Genomic DNA, 15,082 nt, shown 5'->3' on the forward strand with positions numbered 1-15,082 from the left:
GAGGACTGGGGAGAGGGTGTCGCTGCAACCGAGAACCCCCAAGAGGAGAAAGCCCTCACCCGGCGCTTCGCGCCGACCTCTCCCGCAAGCGGGAGAGGTGAGAAGAGCCCGCGGCGCCCCCTTCCAATTCATCTCCACTTGACTCACCCATAACTCTGCGGTTATGTATTAATCCATAACCTGTGAGTTATGAATCCCCACATGTCCGCCACCTCCGATCTTCTGTTTCGGACGCTCGCCGACCCCACGCGGCGGGCGATCTTCGAGCGGCTTTGCCGCGAGGGCGAGCAGACGGTCGGGGCACTGACGGCGCGATCGGGCGTTTCCCAGCCTGCGGTCTCAAAGCATCTCGGCGCGCTGAAGCAGGCGGGCCTGGTGCGCGACCGTCACGAAGGACGCCAGACCCACTACAGCGCGCAGCCCGGTGCGCTCAATCCGCTGATCGACTGGACCAGCCAGATGGCCGGCTTCTGGCAGAACCGGCTCGACGCACTCGACGATCTCCTGAAGAGGATGGACCAATGACTGACGCAGCAACCGAAAACCGTTCCGTGGTCGTCGAGCGCGAATTCGCCTTTCCGCCGGAGCGGCTGTGGCGCGCGCTGACACAGCCGCATCTGATCGAGGAATGGCTGATGAAGAACGACTTCAAGCCTGAGGTCGGTCACCGCTTCAATCTTCGCGGCGAATGGGGCGGCGTGCTGGATTGCGAGGTGCTCGCCATCGAGCCGCAGCGCTCGCTCGCCTACACCTGGAATTTCACGCATGAGGATGCGGCCTACGACCTCAAGAGCGTGGTGACGTTCACGCTGACCCCGCAGGGCGCAGGCACGCATCTGCGCGTCGAACAGGCGGGCTTCCGTCCCAGCCAGAAGCAGGCCTATGGCGGCGCGCATGCCGGCTGGAAGCAGTTTTTCACCAAGCTGGACGAGCTGCTGGCGCGGGCGGAATAACCCGGCCACTGGCGTCCATTTCCACCATTTCTCACAGGAGATTGAGATGAGCTCGAACATGTGGATTCGACAGATCCATCGCTGGCTGTCGATTGCTTTCACGCTTGCCGTCATCGCCAACATTGTTGCGCTGACCATGCAGATTCAGGCGACGTGGATTGGCTTGCTGGCCTTCGTGCCGTTGATTCCATTGCTCGCCACCGGGCTTTATATGTTTGCGCAGCCCTATCTTGGCCGCCGCAGCAACGCGTGAACGAGGCGAGAGCATGAAGAAAGCCGTGACCGTAAAGAAGACCAGCGCGAAAGACGCGGACGGGCCTTCGCCCTCAAAACTGATCGACGGCAGGATCAAAGGGCTCGGCGACTGGCGCGGCGAGACGTTGAAGCGGGTCCGCGAGCTGATCAAGGAGGCCGCCCCTGACGTGGTCGAGGAATGGAAGTGGCGCGGCGTTCCCGTGTGGGAGCACGACGGCATCATCTGCACCGGCGAGACCTACAAGGCCGTCGTCAAGATGACCTTTGCCAAGGGCGCAGCACTGGACGACCCGGCCGGCCTGTTCAATTCCAGCCTCGACGGCAATGTGCGGCGCGCCATCGATATTCGCGAGGGCGAGAAGATCAACGAGAAAGCGCTGAAGGCGCTGATCCGCGCCGCCGTGGAGCTGAACGCATCCAAGGCGAAGAAGCCGGCGAAGCGATCGGCATAGAGGAGCCGTGGTGCAGCCACAAATGCCTCCCTTCTCCCCTTGTGGGAGAAGGTGGCGCGAAGCGCCGGATGAGGGGTCCCTATCGGCACGGGAAAGTGTGGAGAGACACCCCTCACCCCAGTGAGCTTGTATCTGCCGGCGTCGCTGCCCTCTCCCACAAGGGGCGAGGGCACATCAACACGCATCTCGCCGCACTAATCGGCGGCGTTACGCCGCCGCCGTGATCGGACGCGGGCTGACGACATATTCGCGCAGCACCTTGTCGTTGGCGTCGACCTCAATCAGCGCGACGTCATAGGTCCAGAGATCGGCCAGATGCTGGAGCACCCGCTTGGCATCGGTCTCGTTGAGCTGCGAGCCCTTGATGACGCGGTGATGCAGGATCAGCCGGCGGTCGCCGGCGAGATCGACATCGACCACCTCGATATTGGCGTCGATGTAGCCGACGTCGTGCTGCCGCGCCAGCTCGCGGCGGACACGGCGGAAGCCGCGATCGTCGTGGATGGCGTCGACCCGAATGCCCGCGCGCTCGTCGGGATTGTCATGGAGGTGGAACATGCGGAAGTGCCGCATCAGTTTCGGGCTCAGGAATTGGGCGATGAAACTCTCGTCGCGATAGTTCGCCCAGACGTCGCGCAGCACGCCCATCACATCGTTCTTGCCAGCGATATCGGGAAACCATTCACGGTCTTCGTCTTCGGGCCGCGTGACGATGCGCTCGATGTCCTGCATCATGGCGAAGCCGAGCGCATAGGGGTTGAAGCCGGAGAAACGCTGGTCGTCGAATTCGGGCTGGAACACCACATTGGTGTGCGACCCCAAAAATTCGAGGAAGTTGCCGTCGCTGATGCGGCCCTGCTGATGCAGCTGGGTCATGATGCGATAGTGGACGTAGGTCGCCGTCCCCTCGTTCATCACCTTGGTCTGGCTCTGCGGATAGAAATACTGCGCGATGTGGCGGACGATGCGCAGGAGCTCTCGCTGCCAGGGCGCCAAGCGCGGCGCGCTCTTCTCCAGGAAATAGAGCAGGTTTTCCTGCGGCAGGCCGAGCAGCTTGCGGCGCCGTTCGAGGGAGATCGCCGACCGGGTCTTCGAGACACCCTTGGGCACGGTGCGCCAGAGGTCGTTGAAGACCTCCTCCTCGTGCTGGCGCCGGCGCCCTGCCCGCTTCTCCTCCTCGCGCAGATCCAGCTTCTTCTTGCCGGGATAGCGGTCGATGCCGTGCGACATCAAAGCATGCGCGGCGTCCAGCGTGCGCTCGACCTCGACGCGGCCGTAGCGCTCCTCGCACTGCATGACGTACTTCTTGGCGAAATCCAGATAGTCCAGGATGCCTTCCGCATCGGTCCACTGCTTGAACAAATAATTGTTCTTGAAGAAGTGGTTGTGGCCGAAGGCGGCGTGCGCGATCACCAGCGTCTGCATCGTCGCCGTGTTCTCCTCCATGAGGTAGGAGATGCAGGGCGAGGAGTTGATCACGATCTCATAGGCGAGGCCCATCAGGCCCTTGCGGTACGACGCCTCGTGATAAGCGAAGTGCTTGCCGAACGACCAGTGCTTGTAGAACAGCGGCATGCCGACGGAGGAATAGGCATCCAGCATCTGCTCGGCGGTGATCACCTCGATCTGGTTCGGGTAGACGTCGAGCCCGAGATCTTTCAGCGCCACCTCCTCGCAGGCATCGGTGATGCGCTGCAAGGTGTGGAAATCCCAATCGGCGCCTTCGAACAAGCGTTCCGTCATGGAGCGGCTCTCTCCTGAGAAGTTTCGCGGCGCTGGAACAGATCGTGGAACACCGGAAAGATCTCGCTGCGCTCGCTGACCTTGCGCATCGAGAGCGGTGCGCCGCTGTTGCGCAGGCGCTCGTAGAGGGTCCAGAGCGAGGAATCGGAGAGATCGAAGGCGCTGCCGCCTGCTTCCCCGACCTCGAGATAGGCGAAGAATTGGCAGACCGGCAAGATTTTTTCGGTCAGCAGCAGGCCGGCGAGCTCGCCGTCGGAATAGGAATTGTCGCCGTCGGAGGCTTGCGCGGCGTAGATATTCCAGTCCGTCGGATTGAAGCGCTCGCGCACGATCTCGTGCATCGCCTGCAGCGCGCTGGAGACCAGCGTGCCGCCGGAGGCCGGACCGTAGAAGAAGGTCTGCTCGTCGACCTCCTCGGCGCGGTCGGTATGGCGGATGAAGACGATCTCGACATGCTTGTAGCGCCGCTTCAGGAACACGTAGAGCAGCATGTAGAAGCGTTTTGCGAGATCCTTCATGTGCTCGGACATCGAGCCGGAGACGTCCATCAGGCAGAACATCACGGCCTGCGCCACCGGCCGCGGGACCTTCTCGTAGCGACGGTAGCGGATGTCGAGCGGATCGATGAAGGGAATGCGCTTGGTCTTCGCCTTCAGCTTTTCGAGCTGGGCGAGCAACTCGGCGCGCTCGTCGTCGTCGGTGCAAGCTTCGATCGCAGCTTCCAGCTCTTCGACCTCGTCCTTGCGGGGACGCTTGAGCGCGATGCGGCGGGCGAGCGCGAGTTTCACGGTGCGGCTGACCGAGATGTTGGCGGGCGAACCTGATGTGGTGTAGCCGGCGCGCTGGATGCCTTCGCTCTCGGTTTGCGCGATCTTGCGCTTGGCAAGATCAGGGAGCTCGAGATCGTCGAGGAAGAGATCGACGAATTCGTCGCGGCTCAGCACGAAGCGGAAGGCGTCCTCGCTGTCGCCTTCGCCGGGACCGGAATCCTTGGCGCTGCCCTGACCGGAGCGCTGGAGATAATCGCCCTCGATGAACTTCTTGTTGCCGGGCAGCACCATGTCGCGCGTCCCGCCTTCACGGCGGAACCGCGGCTCGTGCATGCCGTCGAGCGGGATCGTGACCTCACCACCCTCCAGGACGTCCTTGATGTCGCGTTCCTGCGAGGTCTTTTTGACGGCGCCCTGCACCAGGGATTTGGCCCGACGCAAGAACCGCTGGCGGTTCTCAAGACTCTTGCCGCCTGGATTCAGGCGCCTGTCAATAATGTGAATGGCCACTTTCTCATCCGCCTCAACCGGCTTGCTTCACACGCATGTACCATTCGACCAGTCGGCGAACCTGACGCTCGGTGTAGCCGCGTTCCACCATGCGTGCGACGAACTCGCCGTGCTTCTTCTCCGTCTCGCCGTCCTTCTTGGACCCGAACGAGATGACCGGAAGCAGGTCCTCGACCTGAGAGAATATCCGCTTTTCGATCACATCGCGAATCTTCTCGTAGGAGGTCCAGGTCGGATTCTTGCCGCCGTTCTGGGCCCGCGACCGTAACGAGAATTTGACCACCTCGTTGCGGAAATCCTTCGGGTTGGCGATGCCGGCCGGCTTCTCGATCTTGGTCAGCTCCTGGTTCAAGAGTTCGCGATCGAGCAGCTGCCCGGTGTCGGGATCCTTGAAGTCCTGGTCCTCGATCCAGGCATCGGCGTAATCGACGTAGCGATCGAACAGGTTCTGGCCGTAATCCGAGTAGGATTCGAGATAGGCCTTCTGGATCTCGTTGCCGATGAACTCGGCATAACGCGGTGCCAGGTCAGCCTTGATGAATTCGAGATAGCGCTTCTCGACTTCCTCCGGCAGTTGCTCGCGGCGGATCGACTGTTCGAGCGCGTACATCAGGTGCACGGCGTCGGCGGCGATCTCCTGCGGATCGTGGTTGAAGGTCGCAGCCATGATCTTGAAGGCAAAGCGGGTGGAGACGCCGTCCATGCCCTCATCGACGCCGGCGGCATCGCGATACTCTTGGACGCTGCGCGCCTTCGGATCGGATTCCTTCAGGCTCTCGCCGTCGTAAACCCGCATCTTGGCAAACACGGTGGAGTTCTCGTGCTTGCGCAGGCGCGACATCACCGAGAAACGCGCCAGCGTCTCCAGCGTCGAGGGTGCGCATGGCGCAGCCGCGAGCTCGGAGCCCTGGATCAGCTTCTCGTAGATCTTCTGCTCTTCGGTGACGCGGAGGCAGTAGGGCACCTTGATCACGCAGATGCGGTCGATGAAGGCCTCGTTGTTCTTGTTGGCCTTGAAGCTCGCCCACTCCGCCTCGTTGGAGTGCGCGAGGATGACGCCGGTGAACGGGATGGCGCCGATATTCTCGGTACCGATGTAATTGCCCTCCTGCGTTGCGGTCAGCAGCGGGTGCAGCATCTTGATCGGCGCCTTGAACATCTCGACGAATTCAAGGATGCCCTGGTTGGCGCGGTTGAGGCCGCCGGAATAGCTGTACGCATCGGGGTCGTTCTGCGCGTAGGTCTCGAGCTTGCGGATATCGACCTTGCCGACCAGCGAGGAGATGTCCTGGTTGTTCTCGTCACCAGGCTCGGTCTTGGAGACCGCGATCTGGCGCAGCCGCGACGGCTGGATTTTTGCGACACGAAACTGGGAAATGTCGCCGCCGAAGGCCTCGAGCCGCTTGTAGCACCACGGGCTCATCAGGCCGGTGAGGCGCCGGCGCGGAATGCCGTACTTCTCTTCCAGCATCGGCCCGAGATGATCGGGATCGAACAGGCTGAGCGGACTCTCGAACACCGGCGAGAGTTCATCGCCGGCCTTGAGCACGTAGATCGGCTGCACTTCCATCAGCGACTTCAACCGCTCGGCGAGCGAGGATTTGCCGCCGCCGACCGGGCCGAGCAGGTAGAGGATCTGCTTGCGCTCTTCCAGACCTTGCGCGGCGTGGCGAAAGAACCCGACGATGCGCTCGATGGTTTCTTCCATGCCGTAGAAGCCGGCGAAGGCCGGATAGGTGCGGATGGTGCGGTTCAAAAAAATACGGCCAAGGCGTGGGTCCTTGGCCGTGTCAATCGTCTGAGGATCGCCGATCGCTGCTAGCAATCGTTCGGCCGCATTCGCGTATTTCATGGGATCGCTTCGACACGATTCCAGATATTCTGCCATCGACATGTCGTGCTGGCTTCTCGCCTCGAACGACCGAGCGAAAGCGTTGAATAGAGAATCGTTGTACATGATCCCTCTCCGCGTGAGTTCCGCTACAAGCTGAAACGAAAGCAGTTACTGGACCGTTCCTCAGGCCGCTTTTCGAATCAGCGTGAGCACATGACGATCATTGGACACCCGGGTGCCGATACGACGCAATGTACAAGGTAGGCACTCACTGAACTACGAACAGGCACTTGCCTGTAATTTGTGCGAATCTCTATCCATCTTGGCTCATTTCCAGCAATTGTCACTCGCTCGCCACATCCGGGCAATACCGGGGACGGCTCCATCCGGCACTGCAACATAGAGCGATCGGCGAGCGGCGAACTTATGACGCTCGCAAGGCAATGCCTTGCGCGCCGCGTTCATCTTTTCCTGCTGCAATGCGATGCGTGCGCCGCATGCAGCATGAATGTCGCGGCAAGCGTACAGCGATGTATCAAAATCGGTCGCCAAACCCTCCGAACGGATAACGTCGGTCTGCTTGGCGGCACGCGGCCGAGTCACCGCGAGGCGCGCCGCGACCGGGAGCCGCATGACGGATTGACCGATGTCGAGATCATGGGATGCGCCGATGCAGACGGCCGACGCGATCGATGGCCGGTGATCGGCGACGCCGTCAGGACGTGCGTACATGCTTTCCCCCAGCATGGCCATTCGCGATGGAGCCAATGACGATCGGCCAATGACAATCGGACGGATCGATATCCGCTGACGACACTCCGCGACGCGACAGATGTCCTCACGCAACAAGACCTCGGCCGAACCATCCCGGCCAAATTATTATTACGCAAAAGCACGACTGCCGCCTGGATCGCCATGATCGCGACGGAGTTACACTAGGAGAATGACGCCAATAGCCTTGATTGGTTCCCTCCCGGGAGCATGTGAGCTAAAGGATAGCGCGTCAGGACCGGCGCGGAAACCCCCTCCGCCCGTAGGCTTGGAGATAAATAAGCATCATGAATCCCGTCAAAGAACTGGAAAAGCACGGACAAGCCGTCTGGCTGGACTTCCTCGCCCGTGGCTTCATCGCCAAGGGCGACCTGAAGCGGCTGATCGACACCGACGGTGTCAAGGGCGTCACCTCCAATCCGTCGATCTTCGAGAAGGCGATCGGCAGCTCGGACGAATACGACGCCCCGATCGGCAAGGCGCTGAAGCGCGGCGACCGGACCGTGGCCGACCTGTTCGAGGCGGTCGCGATCGAGGACATCCAGAACGCCGCCGACGTGCTGCGCCCGGTCTATGACCGCCTCAAGGGCCATGACGGCTATGTCAGCCTCGAGGTCTCGCCTTATCTTGCGATGGATACCGCCGGCACGGTCGCCGAAGCGCGGCGCCTCTGGAAGGACGTCAGCCGCAAGAACCTGATGGTGAAGGTGCCGGCGACGCCGGAAGGCCTGCCGGCGATCGAAAAGCTGATCGGCGACGGCATCAGCATCAACATTACGCTGTTGTTCTCCAGGGACGTCTATCTCCAGGTCGCCGAAGCCTATCTCACTGGCCTGGAAAAATATGTCGCCGGCGGCGGCGATCCCTCGCATGTCGCGAGCGTGGCGAGCTTCTTCGTCAGCCGTATCGACTCCGTGGTCGACAAGCAGCTCGACGAGAAGATCGCGCGGGCCAACGACCCGTCCGAGAAGGAGCGGCTCGCCGCGCTGAAGGGCAAGGTCGCGATCGCCAACGCCAAGGTCGCCTACCAGGATTACAAGCGGCTGTTCTCGGGTCCGCGCTGGGAGAAGCTCTCCGCCAAGGGCGCCAAGCCGCAGCGCATGCTGTGGGCCTCGACCGGCACCAAGAACAAGGACTACAGCGACGTCCTCTATGTCGAGGAGCTGATCGGGCCCGACACCGTCAACACCGTACCGCCGGCGACGCTGGACGCATTCCGCGACCACGGCAAGCCGCGCGACAGTCTTGAAGAAAACGTCGACGACGCCCGCCGGGTGCTGGAAGAGCTGGAGCGCTCGGGCGTCTCGCTCGACGCCATCACCGAGGAGCTCGTCAAGGATGGCGTCAAGCAGTTCGCCGACGCTGCCGACAAGCTCTTCGGCGCAGTCGCCCACAAGCGCGCCACCGTGCTCGGGCCCGCGATCGACCGCCAGCAGCTCTCGTTGGGTGACGGCCTCGGCAAGGCCGTGGCCAAGAGCACCGAGGAATGGCGCGCATCGGCCAAGATCCGCAGGCTGTGGCAGCGCGACAAATCGGTCTGGACCGGGACGGACGAGGACAAATGGCTCGGCTGGCTCGACAGCGCGGCGAAAGCCGACGTCGCCGACTACGAGGACTATGCCAATCGCGTGAAGGGCCAGAAATTCTCCGACGCCGTCGTGCTCGGCATGGGCGGATCGAGCCTGGGGCCGGAGGTGCTGGCCGAGACTTTTGCGCGGAAGGCGGGCTTTCCGAAGCTGCACGTGCTGGATTCCACCGATCCGGCCCAGGTGCGGGCGATGGAAGCCAAGATCGACATCGCCAACACCGTGTTCATCGTCTCCAGCAAATCCGGCGGCACCACCGAGCCGAACGCGATGAAGGACTATTTCCATGAACGCGTCGCGCAGGCGCTCGGCCCGAAGGCCAAGACCGGCTTCCGCTTCATTGCGGTGACCGATCCCGGCTCCTCGCTGGAGAAGGCGGCGAAGAAGCTCAACTATGCCCGCGTCTTCCATGGCGAACCGTCGATCGGCGGCCGCTATTCGGTGCTGTCGCCGTTCGGCTTGGTGCCGGCGGCCACGGCCGGCATCGACGTCAAGACCTTCCTCAAGCATGCGCTCTCGATGGCCCGCTCTTGCGGACCGGACGTGCCGCCAGCTGAGAACCCCGGCGTGCAGCTCGGCCTCGCCATGGGGCTTGCCGGCCTCGAAGGCCGCGACAAGGTGACGATCCTGTCGTCGAAGAAGATCGCCGATTTCGGCGCATGGGCCGAGCAGCTCATCGCGGAATCGACCGGCAAGGAGGGCAAGGGCCTGATCCCGATCGCCGGCGAGCCGTTGGGCGAATCCTCGCTCTACGGCGATGACCGCTTCTTCATCGACATCCGCACCGAGGGCGAGACAGACGCCGCACACGATTCGGCGCTTGCCGGGATCGAAGCGGCCGGCCATCCCGTGGTACGCATCGTCATGAAGTCGATCGACCACCTCGGCCAGGAATTTTTCCGCTTCGAGATGGCGACGGCGGTTGCGGGCTCGATCCTCGGCATCAACCCGTTCGATCAGCCGGACGTGGAGGCAGCCAAGATCAAGACCCGCGAGTTGACGTCGGCGTATGAGAAGACCGGCGCGCTGCCGGCCGAGGAGCCCGTGGTCAGCACCGCGGAGTTCGACCTCTACACCAACGACACCAACGCCGCCGCGTTGCGCACGATGGGAGCCAATGGCGACCTCACTTCCTGGCTGAAGGCACACATCACCCGCTCGCGGCGCGGCGATTATTTTGCCCTGCTCGGCTACATCGCGCGCGACAAGGCCACGATCGAGGCGCTGCAGGAGATGCGGACCGCCGTGCTCGAGAAGCGGCATCTGGCGACCGCCGCCGAATTCGGCCCGCGCTTCCTGCACTCCACGGGACAGGCTTACAAGGGCGGGCCCGACAGCGGCGTGTTCCTCCAGATCACCGCCGATGACGCCAAGGACCTGGCCGTGCCGGGCCAGAAGGCGAGCTTCGGCGTGATCAAGGCGGCGCAGGCCCGGGGCGATTTCGACGTGCTCACCGAGCGCGGCCGGCGCGCGCTCCGGGTACACCTGAAGGGTCCGCTCAAGAAAGGTCTCGCTGCGCTCAATGCGGCGCTCAACGACGCGCTGAATTAAGAGGAATATCTCAATGCAACTCGGCATGATCGGCCTCGGCCGGATGGGCGGCAACATCGTTCGCCGGCTGATGCGCCACGGCCATTCGACCGTGGTCTATGACAAGGACGCCAAGGCCGTCGCGGGTCTCGCCGCGGACGGCGCAGTCGGCTCGGCGACGCTGGAAGAGTTCATCTCGAAACTGGAGCGGCCGCGCGCGGCCTGGGTGATGCTGCCTGCCGGCCGCATCACCGAGCAAACTATCGACACGATCGCGGGCGTGATGCAGGAAGGCGACGTCATCATCGACGGCGGCAACACCTTTTGGCAGGACGACGTCCGCCGCGGCAAGGCGCTGAAGGCGCGCGGCATCCATTATGTCGACGTCGGCACCTCCGGCGGCGTCTGGGGGCTCGAGCGCGGCTATTGCATGATGATCGGCGGCGAGAAGCAGGTCGTCGACCGGCTCGATCCGATCTTCGCGGCCCTTGCGCCCGGCGCCGGCGACATTCCGCGCACCGAGGGACGTGATGGACGTGATCCCCGCATCGAGCAGGGCTACATCCATGCAGGCCCCGTGGGCGCAGGCCATTTCGTGAAGATGATCCACAACGGCATCGAATACGGCCTGATGCAGGCCTATGCCGAAGGTTTTGACATTCTCAAGAACGCCAATATCGATGCCCTGCCCGCGGACCATCGCTACGATTTCGACCTCGCCGATATCGCCGAAGTCTGGCGGCGCGGCTCGGTGATCCCGTCCTGGCTGCTCGATCTCACCTCGACCGCGCTCGCCGACAGTCCGGCGCTGGCGGAATATTCCGGCTTCGTCGAGGATTCCGGCGAGGGACGCTGGACCGTGAATGCGGCGATCGACGAGGCCGTGCCGGCCGAAGTCCTGACCGCGGCGCTCTACACACGTTTCCGTTCCCGCAAGGAACACACCTTCGCCGAGAAAATTCTCTCGGCGATGCGTGCCGGCTTCGGCGGCCACAAGGAGCCGAAGCGGCCGGACGCTTCGAAGCCTAAATAAAAAGCCCAAGTAAGAATCAACAAAGCGAAGGCCAATCGTTCGTGACAAAAGACCCGCAAGCCAAGCGCAAGCCGGAAAATTGCGCCTTCGTCATTTTCGGCGTCACCGGCGACCTCACCCATCGCCTGGTGATGCCGTCTCTGTACAATCTGGCCGCCGAACACCTGTTGCCGGAAAAGTTCTGCGTCGTCGGCGTGGCCCGCAACGGCCAATCGGATGACGAATTGCGTGACAGCCTGTTGAAGGGCCTGCGGCAATTCGCGACCCGGCCCGTGGACGACGATATCGCCCAGAAGCTGCTGCAATGCGTCACCTTCGTCGAGGCCGATCCGAAGGACCCGCCGTCCTTCGATCGCTTGCGCGAGCATCTGGATTCGCTGGAATGCGCGCAGGACACCGGCGGCAATCGCCTGTTCTATCTGGCGACCCCCCCGGCCGCGTTTGCACCGACCGCGCGCGAGCTCGGCCGCACCGGCATGACGAAGGAGAACGGCGCCTGGCGGCGGCTGGTGATCGAAAAGCCGTTCGGCACCGACCTCGCCTCGGCCAAGGCGCTGAATGCCGAGCTGCTGAAGATCATGGAGGAGCACCAGATCTACCGGATCGATCATTATCTCGGCAAGGAGACGGTGCAGAACATCCTGGTGCTCCGCTTTGCCAACGGCATGTTCGAGCCGATCTGGAATCGCAACCATATCGACCACATCCAGATCACGGTGGAGGAGAAGCTTGGCGTCGGCCATCGCGGCGGCTTCTACGATGCCACCGGCGCGCTGCGCGACATGGTGCCGAACCATCTATTCCAGTTGATGTCGCTGGTCGCGATGGAGCCGCCGGCGCGCTTCGACGCGCATTCCGTCCGTTCCGAGAAGGCCGAGGTGCTGACCTCGATCCAGCAGCCGAACCAGGAAGAAGCGCTGAAGAATTCTGTCCGTGCGCAATATCTCGCGGGCCGGATCGGCGACGACGAAATTCCCGACTATCGCAAGACCGAGGACGTCAAGGCGGGCAGCACCACCGAGACCTTTGTCGCGCTGAAGCTGATGATCGACAATTGGCGCTGGGCCGGCGTGCCGTTCTATTTGCGTACCGGCAAGGCGCTGGGCCACAAGCGCACCGAAGTCGCGATCAAGTTCAAGCAGGCGCCGCTGTCGATGTTTTCAGGCACGACGGTCGACCGCCTCTCGCAAAACTTTCTCACCATCGGCATTGCGCCGACCGAGACGATCGAGCTTCAGTTCAACGCCAAGATCCCGGGACCGAGCATCACCATCGACGGCGTCGAGATGAAGTTCAAGTACGGCGACTATTTCCGGGCCGATCCCTCCACCGGCTACGAGACGCTGATCTACGACTGCATGATCGGCGACAACATCCTGTTCCAGCGCGCCGACGGCATCGAGGCCGGATGGGAGGCGGTGCAGCCATTCCTGGATGCCTGGAAGACCGCAGGCAACAACGGCATCGAGACCTATGAGGCCGGTAGCGACGGCCCGGCCTGCGCCGACGAGCTGCTGCGGCGCGACGGCCGCAGCTGGCGGAAGTTTTCGTGATGGGCGCGGCCGACCAGCCGAAGCTGATCGTCTTCGCCGATGCCGAAGCCCTCGCACTGGCCGCCGCCGAACGAGTGATGGCGCGGATGGCGGCCAATCGCGGCCGCATCGCGATCTGCCTGACCGGCGGCTCGAGCCCGAAGAAGCTCTATCGGCTGTTCGGCGGCGACGCCTGGCGGGGCAAGATCCCCTGGGATCGCGTGCACTGGTTCATTGGCGACGAGCGTTTTGTCCCCGAGGGTGATCCCCTCAACAACATGGCCATTGCGCGCGCCACGTTTCTCGACCGCAATGCGCCCGCCGACCATATCCATCCGATCCCGACGACGGCCGAAAATCCGGACGCAAGCGCCGAAGCCTATGCGCGCGAGCTGCAGGCCTTCTATGGTGCTGAAAGCCTCGATCCGGCGCGACCGCTGTTCGATCTCGTCCTGATGGGTGCCGGCCCTGATGGACATACCGCCTCGCTCTTTCCCGGCTATCCCGCCATCGAGGAGACCGCGCGCTGGGTCGTCGGTGTCCCCAAGGCCAATGTGGCACCCTTCGTGCCGCGGGTCTCGCTGACGCTCCCGGCGCTGGCCTCCTGCCGCGAAATGCTGTTCGAGATCGCTGGGCATGACAAGCAGCCGATCTTGACGCGCCTGCTCAATGGCGAGACTCTGCCGGCTGTACGCGCGCGCTCGAATGGTGAGACCGTCTGGCTGGTCGACCAGGCCGCGCTTCCGGAGGGAATTCGTGGCGGGCGTTAAAGCACCTTGTGCATTGATCGTGATGGGCGTGTCGGGCTCGGGCAAGAGCACAGTTGCAGAGGCGCTCGGCGAGCGTCTCGGCTGGCGGTTCGAGGACGGCGACAGCTTTCACCCCGCCAGCAATGTCGAGAAGATGCGGGCCGGCCACCCGCTCACCGACGAGGACCGCTGGCCCTGGCTCAACGCCATCGCCGACGAGATCGCGCGGGTCTGCAACAAGGGCGAGCAAATCATCATCGCCTGTTCGGCGCTCAAGCACACCTATCGCGACGTGCTCCTGCGCGGACGCGACGACGTGCGCTTCGTTTTCCTGAAGGGCACGCAGGAGCTGATCGCCGACCGGCTGGCGCATCGCAAGGGCCATTTCATGCCGCCAGGGCTGCTCACCAGCCAGTTCAACACGCTGGAGCCGCCGGCGGCAAGCGAGCACGTCATCACGGCGTCGATCGACGAGACCGTTGAGGCGATCGTCGACGGCATCGTGCGGCAGCTGAAATACGACGGCGGAAGAAGTAGGGCTCAGCCATGACGAAAATCTCATTGATCGTCTCCGACGTCGACGGCACGCTGCTCACCAAGGACAAGACGCTGACGGACCGCGCGAGGTCCGCGGTACAGAAGCTTCATCAGGCCGGTATCGGCTTCACCATTACCTCAAGCCGCCCTGCGATCGGCATGCGCTTCCTGATCGAGCCGCTCGCGCTATGGCTGCCGGTCGGCCCGTTCAACGGCTCCTCGATCGTCGATCCCGAGTTGAATCCGGTCGAGCAGCATTTGGTGCCGAAAAGCGCGGCCGAGCGCAGCTTGCAGATCCTCCGTGATTTCGGCGCCGACGTCTGGCTGTTCACTACCGACAAATGGCTGATCGACAACCCGAGCGGCAAATACGTCGCACATGAGCAGCACACGATCCGCTCCGACCCGACCATCGTGACAGATTTCACGCCCTACCTCGCGAGCGCCTGCAAGATCGTCGGCGCCAGCGCCGATGCGGCAGGGCTCGAGGCTTGCGAGAAGGCGATGCAGCAGGCGCTCGGCAGCGAGGCCACTGCCGTCCGCTCGCAGACCTATTATCTCGACATCACCCCGCCCGGCTTCGACAAGGGCACTTTCGTGCAGGCCATGGCCAAACGGCTCGGCATTTCGACCGACGCGGTCGCGACCATCGGCGACATGCAGAACGACCTCGCGATGTTCCGCGTCAGTGGCACCTCGATCGCCATGGGCAACGCCACCGACAGCGTCAAAGAGCAGGCCACAAACGTCACCGCGACCAACGAGCAGGACGGTTTTGCGGAAGCGATGGAGATGATTTTGAAACGCAATGGGGTTGGTTAGGCGGG

Annotated in this window: 14 protein-coding genes; 10 read left to right on the forward strand and 4 right to left on the reverse strand. The window is 63.0% G+C overall.

Translation table 11 applies throughout. The features are described from left to right. Window positions 1–201 precede the first annotated feature (201 nt). From ACP2YP_RS31265 to ACP2YP_RS31280, 4 genes are read left to right on the forward strand one after another with little or no spacing between them, the layout of a single operon-like run. Entirely contained in the window at window positions 202–525 is a 324-nt protein-coding gene (locus ACP2YP_RS31265) for an ArsR/SmtB family transcription factor (RefSeq protein ID WP_426420061.1), read from the forward strand. Further along, complete coding sequence (locus tag ACP2YP_RS31270) at window positions 522–953, forward strand: SRPBCC family protein (protein ID WP_426420062.1); 432 nt, start codon at window positions 522–524, stop codon at window positions 951–953. The genes ACP2YP_RS31265 and ACP2YP_RS31270 overlap by 4 nt, the downstream gene beginning before the upstream one ends. A gap of 46 nt (window positions 954–999) precedes the next feature. Then, on the forward strand, window positions 1,000–1,206 hold the full coding sequence (locus tag ACP2YP_RS31275) for a hypothetical protein (RefSeq protein ID WP_426420063.1): 207 nt from the start codon (window positions 1,000–1,002) through the stop codon (window positions 1,204–1,206). 13 nt (window positions 1,207–1,219) lie between these two features. Beyond that, window positions 1,220–1,660, forward strand: coding sequence for a DUF1801 domain-containing protein (locus ACP2YP_RS31280; protein WP_426420064.1), 441 nt, complete (start codon window positions 1,220–1,222; stop codon window positions 1,658–1,660). A gap of 207 nt (window positions 1,661–1,867) precedes the next feature. Here the strand turns inward: ACP2YP_RS31280 and ACP2YP_RS31285 are convergent, their stop codons facing one another. The 4 genes from ACP2YP_RS31285 to ACP2YP_RS31300 form a co-directional block, all read right to left on the reverse strand. Beyond that, the gene (locus ACP2YP_RS31285) at window positions 1,868–3,403 is read right to left on the reverse strand and encodes a SpoVR family protein (protein WP_426420065.1); all 1,536 of its coding nucleotides are present in this window, start codon (window positions 3,401–3,403) and stop codon (window positions 1,868–1,870) included. Beyond that, on the reverse strand, window positions 3,400–4,677 hold the full coding sequence (locus tag ACP2YP_RS31290; protein WP_426426324.1) for a YeaH/YhbH family protein: 1,278 nt from the start codon (window positions 4,675–4,677) through the stop codon (window positions 3,400–3,402). The genes ACP2YP_RS31285 and ACP2YP_RS31290 overlap by 4 nt, the downstream gene beginning before the upstream one ends. A 19-nt stretch (window positions 4,678–4,696) precedes the next feature. Next, the gene (locus ACP2YP_RS31295) at window positions 4,697–6,640 is read right to left on the reverse strand and encodes a PrkA family serine protein kinase (protein WP_426420066.1); all 1,944 of its coding nucleotides are present in this window, start codon (window positions 6,638–6,640) and stop codon (window positions 4,697–4,699) included. A 204-nt stretch (window positions 6,641–6,844) separates the two neighbouring features. Then, complete coding sequence (locus ACP2YP_RS31300) at window positions 6,845–7,270, reverse strand: hypothetical protein (RefSeq protein WP_426420067.1); 426 nt, start codon at window positions 7,268–7,270, stop codon at window positions 6,845–6,847. Between the two features lie 305 nt (window positions 7,271–7,575). Between ACP2YP_RS31300 and ACP2YP_RS31305 the strand changes: the two genes are divergently transcribed. The 6 genes from ACP2YP_RS31305 to ACP2YP_RS31330 are packed head-to-tail and all read left to right on the forward strand — an operon-like array spanning window position 7,576 to window position 15,077. Further along, a complete protein-coding gene (locus ACP2YP_RS31305) occupies window positions 7,576–10,425 on the forward strand; it encodes a bifunctional transaldolase/phosoglucose isomerase (protein WP_426420068.1) in 2,850 nt (949 codons plus the stop codon). Between the two features lie 13 nt (window positions 10,426–10,438). Continuing rightward, window positions 10,439–11,437 (forward strand): phosphogluconate dehydrogenase (NAD(+)-dependent, decarboxylating), encoded by a 999-nt coding sequence (gene gnd, locus ACP2YP_RS31310; protein WP_426420069.1) that lies wholly within the window; start codon window positions 10,439–10,441, stop codon window positions 11,435–11,437. Between the two features lie 41 nt (window positions 11,438–11,478). Further along, a complete protein-coding gene (gene zwf / locus ACP2YP_RS31315; RefSeq protein ID WP_426420070.1) occupies window positions 11,479–12,990 on the forward strand; it encodes a glucose-6-phosphate dehydrogenase in 1,512 nt (503 codons plus the stop codon). Continuing rightward, a complete protein-coding gene (gene pgl / locus ACP2YP_RS31320) occupies window positions 12,990–13,739 on the forward strand; it encodes a 6-phosphogluconolactonase (RefSeq protein ID WP_426426325.1) in 750 nt (249 codons plus the stop codon). The genes zwf and pgl overlap by 1 nt, the downstream gene beginning before the upstream one ends. Then, window positions 13,726–14,268: a gluconokinase gene (locus ACP2YP_RS31325; RefSeq protein WP_426420071.1), complete on the forward strand. Its 543-nt coding sequence runs from the start codon at window positions 13,726–13,728 to the stop codon at window positions 14,266–14,268. The genes pgl and ACP2YP_RS31325 overlap by 14 nt, the downstream gene beginning before the upstream one ends. Then, window positions 14,265–15,077: an HAD family hydrolase gene (locus tag ACP2YP_RS31330; RefSeq protein WP_426420072.1), complete on the forward strand. Its 813-nt coding sequence runs from the start codon at window positions 14,265–14,267 to the stop codon at window positions 15,075–15,077. Before ACP2YP_RS31325 ends, ACP2YP_RS31330 begins: the two co-directional genes overlap by 4 nt. Window positions 15,078–15,082: the final 5 nt, after the last annotated feature.

Source organism: Bradyrhizobium genosp. A (assembly GCF_049949275.1).
Lineage (GTDB): Bacteria > Pseudomonadota > Alphaproteobacteria > Rhizobiales > Xanthobacteraceae > Bradyrhizobium.

Excerpts from the sequence above, each read along its gene's own strand:
- ACP2YP_RS31265 (WP_426420061.1), top strand. The coding sequence starts at position 202 with ATGTCCGCCACCTCCGATCTTCTGTTTCGGACGCTCGCCGACCCCACG.
- ACP2YP_RS31270 (WP_426420062.1), top strand. The coding sequence starts at position 522 with ATGACTGACGCAGCAACCGAAAACCGTTCCGTGGTCGTCGAGCGCGAA.
- ACP2YP_RS31275 (WP_426420063.1), top strand. The coding sequence starts at position 1,000 with ATGAGCTCGAACATGTGGATTCGACAGATCCATCGCTGGCTGTCGATT.
- ACP2YP_RS31280 (WP_426420064.1), top strand. The coding sequence starts at position 1,220 with ATGAAGAAAGCCGTGACCGTAAAGAAGACCAGCGCGAAAGACGCGGAC.
- ACP2YP_RS31285 (WP_426420065.1), bottom strand. The coding sequence starts at position 3,403 with ATGACGGAACGCTTGTTCGAAGGCGCCGATTGGGATTTCCACACCTTG.
- ACP2YP_RS31295 (WP_426420066.1), bottom strand. The coding sequence starts at position 6,640 with ATGTACAACGATTCTCTATTCAACGCTTTCGCTCGGTCGTTCGAGGCG.
- ACP2YP_RS31300 (WP_426420067.1), bottom strand. The coding sequence starts at position 7,270 with ATGGCCATGCTGGGGGAAAGCATGTACGCACGTCCTGACGGCGTCGCC.
- ACP2YP_RS31305 (WP_426420068.1), top strand. The coding sequence starts at position 7,576 with ATGAATCCCGTCAAAGAACTGGAAAAGCACGGACAAGCCGTCTGGCTG.
- gnd (WP_426420069.1), top strand. The coding sequence starts at position 10,439 with ATGCAACTCGGCATGATCGGCCTCGGCCGGATGGGCGGCAACATCGTT.
- pgl (WP_426426325.1), top strand. The coding sequence starts at position 12,990 with ATGGGCGCGGCCGACCAGCCGAAGCTGATCGTCTTCGCCGATGCCGAA.
- ACP2YP_RS31330 (WP_426420072.1), top strand. The coding sequence starts at position 14,265 with ATGACGAAAATCTCATTGATCGTCTCCGACGTCGACGGCACGCTGCTC.